Origin of the sequence: Bartonella sp. TT110JLCBS (assembly GCF_042193405.1) — a bacterium.
Lineage (GTDB): Bacteria > Pseudomonadota > Alphaproteobacteria > Rhizobiales > Rhizobiaceae > Bartonella.
In genome coordinates this window covers 1-3,328 of record NZ_JBHILT010000062.1, presented here as the reverse complement: position 1 = coordinate 3,328, position 3,328 = coordinate 1, and the positions used below count along the sequence as shown (strand labels likewise).

General features: G+C 41.0%; 5 protein-coding genes. 3 read left to right on the top strand and 2 right to left on the bottom strand.

Features of this window, described 5'->3' with window-relative positions:
- Positions 1 to 448 precede the first annotated feature (448 nt).
- Positions 449 to 982: an antA/AntB antirepressor family protein gene (locus ACFILW_RS09225; protein WP_375624128.1), complete on the top strand. Its 534-nt coding sequence runs from the start codon at positions 449 to 451 to the stop codon at positions 980 to 982.
- A 50-nt stretch (positions 983 to 1,032) separates the two neighbouring features.
- On the opposite strand, the gene ACFILW_RS09220 is transcribed toward ACFILW_RS09225, so the two are convergent.
- Entirely contained in the window at positions 1,033 to 1,338 is a 306-nt protein-coding gene (locus tag ACFILW_RS09220; RefSeq protein WP_375624130.1) for a BrnA antitoxin family protein, read from the bottom strand.
- Complete coding sequence (locus ACFILW_RS09215) at positions 1,316 to 1,582, bottom strand: BrnT family toxin (RefSeq protein ID WP_004856729.1); 267 nt, start codon at positions 1,580 to 1,582, stop codon at positions 1,316 to 1,318. Before ACFILW_RS09215 ends, ACFILW_RS09220 begins: the two co-directional genes overlap by 23 nt.
- An 84-nt stretch (positions 1,583 to 1,666) precedes the next feature.
- Between ACFILW_RS09215 and ACFILW_RS09210 the strand changes: the two genes are divergently transcribed.
- Both ACFILW_RS09210 and ACFILW_RS09205 read left to right on the top strand, forming a co-directional pair.
- Entirely contained in the window at positions 1,667 to 2,236 is a 570-nt protein-coding gene (locus ACFILW_RS09210) for a hypothetical protein (protein WP_375685638.1), read from the top strand.
- Positions 2,226 to 3,328, top strand: a 1,103-nt coding sequence (locus tag ACFILW_RS09205) for a terminase gpA endonuclease subunit (RefSeq protein WP_375685636.1), incomplete at its 3' end; no start/stop codon positions are given. The genes ACFILW_RS09210 and ACFILW_RS09205, both read left to right, overlap by 11 nt.

Sequence of the window (3,328 nt, the reverse complement as noted above, 5' to 3'; positions counted from 1 at the left end):
AAAGGTACTTCCCAGCGGGTTGGCTTCGTTGCGGGGCAGGCTAGCGCGAACTATCGCTAGCGACAGAATTTTCAAATTGACTATACATTGTACATTTAACTCATTGATAAATAATGATTTCAATATGTACACTGTACAGTATGCGATTATTTTTAGATAAAAATTATGTTTATTCTTGACATTGTTGCGTCAATGTCTATTTTCGAATCAGGTGCCTAGAAAACACCTTAAAACAACAAGCGGATTGGTTGCCGAAATAATCAGTCTTCCGCACATTAAAGACTTTGACTCATTATATGCTACATGCGTATAATAATATTGTCGGGTGTGGTTACGCTATACAATACTCTCACGAGGAAAGCGTAACGACGGGCTTGTTGCCGTGTTTTCTAGCACCCGGCATCCTCTTAGGATGTCAATAGAAAGCCTAATCAACAAGGAGTTCATTATGAACACTCTTATTAAAATTACAGAACAAACAATTGATCAAGAAACTGTTCAAGCAGTAAATGCACGTGAGTTGCATACGTTTTTGAAGGTAACATCTCGTTTTAACGATTGGATTATTAATCGTATTAAAGAATATGGTTTCCTAGAAAATAAAGACTTTGTGAGTTTTACTAAAAATTTAGTAAAACCTAAAAGCGGTCGTCCAAGTACAGAATATCACATCACTTTAGACATGGCGAAAGAGCTCTCTATGGTTGAACGCAATGAGAAAGGTAGACAGGCTCGACGCTACTTTATTGAATGTGAAAAGAAACTAAAAAGCCAATCTGTTGATTATTGTGATGATATACGTTTTGCTTTCCCAAAAGATTGGGATCAAATGTCTCCAACTAAAAAGGCTGTTTACATTTATGGTCCACTCCATATGCATCTTGTCAAAGCCTTTACGTTGGTAGAAGAAAGCAAACATTATAAAGCTTTAATCAAAGAAGCAAAACAAGTCTTAGAAAGATCTGTCGTAAAAGCTGCTTAGCTTAAGACACATCTCTCCTCCCCGTTATCAACAATGGGGAGGTGGTTGGTTTAGCTGCCACTTGCTTTTTTTAAGACTTCACCCATACGTGTTCGCCAGTCTTTTCCTTGTTTTTTAAAAGAGGCAATAACATTTGGGTCGAGACGGAGAGTAACCGCTTGTTTAGGAGATTCAACGGGTGGACGCCCACGTTTACGGCGTTCTTCTGTTACATACTTAAAAAAGGAAGGTGGTAAAACGTCTTTAGCTGGCTTTAAGCGTGCAAGTTCTTCATCTGTTAGTGGTGGGGAATCCACAGCGTCCCAATCTTCTTTTGTGTAGCCACATTCTGTTTCAAAGGTTTTTTTGATAGTCATTGAAAACCTCTCTTTCTTTTTTATTCGCTTGACGAAAACTGATAATGGATATCGCTTCATTGCCAAGCTTTGCAAAAACAATAACTGTTGTGCCATCAGCAAAATGTCCAATAGCCTTCATGCGGTTTGAATGTGTTGCATCAATAAGAGCATGTTCCCAGTCAAAGTAAATAACATCAGCAAAATCAAGCTTATGTTTATCAATGTTTAAAGCTCTTTTTGGTTCATCCCACACTATCTTCATATATTTTATGTACACGAAAAATAAAACCTTGTCAATAATTAAAGTGTACAATAATTCGTATATACCATTCAAAATGGAGCAACTATGAATAAGAAAACGCGTAAGGGTCTATCGGTTCGTGCGTTTGCGAAGAAGATGGGTGTTTCACATAATGCGGTGGTTTCTCGGATAAAGACAGGTAAATTTGATGCGGCTCTTTTTGAAGATGGTTCTGTCAATGAAGCCCTTGCAACAGCCATCTGGAATGAGAATCCAACAAAACGCCCTGCTCCATTTTTAGCACCGGATGGCCAACCGCGAACAAAGATCAAACAAGCCTCTACAGAGGGCGCTAATGAATACAAGATAAAACTGGAGCGAATGCAAGTTGCGCTAGCAAAAGAAAAGATTGCACTTGAACGATTGCGTGAAACAACTGTTGATCGTGAAGAAGTGAGAAAAGAAGCATGGAACTTTGGAAGAGCGCATCGAGATACAATGCTCAATTTTGCCTATCGCTTTGGTACTGAAATTGCGGCGCAAGTGGGATGTGATGCTGCGAGCCTTATTGGAGCTATCGATCATCATATGCGCAAAGCTTTAGTAGAAAATGTCGTCCCTGTTTCTTTTCACGATCCCAACATTTTAGAAGAGAATCCAGAACATGATAAGTAATGCTTCGCCCTCGTCCTCTGATGCTGGGCTCTTTTTTTGCTATGCGAATGAAGGACGCCGTCCTGACCCGCCTTATACTGTTTCCCAGTGGGCTGATAAAAATCGTTATTTGAGCACAGTTACGAGTGCTGAGCCTGGATTATGGAGGACTATACGTACCCCCTATTTACGAGAGATCATGGATAATCTTTCTGTTTATGATCCGACTGAAACAACGGTTGTGATGAAGGGGGCTCAGATTGGAATGTCGGAAGCAGCGTTGAACTTTTGTGGTTATGCCATTCATCATAGTCCAGGACCTGCCCTTTATGTGATGCCGACAGTGGAGACCGCTAAGAAACTGTCAAAGTCTCGTCTTGATCCGATGATTTCAGCTAGCCCTGCTTTAAGTGAACGCATTGCTCCTGCTCGTGCAAGAGACAGTGGAAATACAATGTTTTCAAAGGAATTTTATGGGGGGACATTGATGATTACAGGAGCAAATAGTGCTGCTGGATTGCGTTCTTCTCCTATTCGCTATTTGGTTTTGGATGAAGTCGATGCTTACCCATTGAATGTCGATAATGAAGGCGATCCTGTAACAATTGCGGAAAAACGAACCTCTGCTTTTATTCAACGTAAAATTTTTAAATTGTCCACGCCGACACACCGTGACACAAGCCGTATCGCCAAGGATTTTGTGCTAGGTGATCAAAGATATTACAATGTCCCTTGTGATGCATGTGGTGTTCTACAACCCATTGTTTGGTCACAAATTAAGTGGCCAAAAGGCGCCCCCGAAAAAGCTGTTTTTGTTTGTGCGCATTGTGGTCATGAACATGCCGAACATCGTAAGTCCACCTTAATGGCAGAAGAAAACGGTGCTTGTTGGATCGCAACACAGGAGTCAAGTAAGCCTCGTCTGCGTTCTTACCATATTTCAGCGCTTTATTCGCCATGGCTGACTTGGGGCGATTGTGCGCGCGAATTTTTAAGAGCCAAAGAAGACCCTGCTCTTTTGCAAGTTTTTATTAATACAGTGCTTGGAGAGCCATGGGAGGACAGAACAGGCGAAGTTGTTGACCCAGATAGTCTCTATGCAAAACGCGAAGA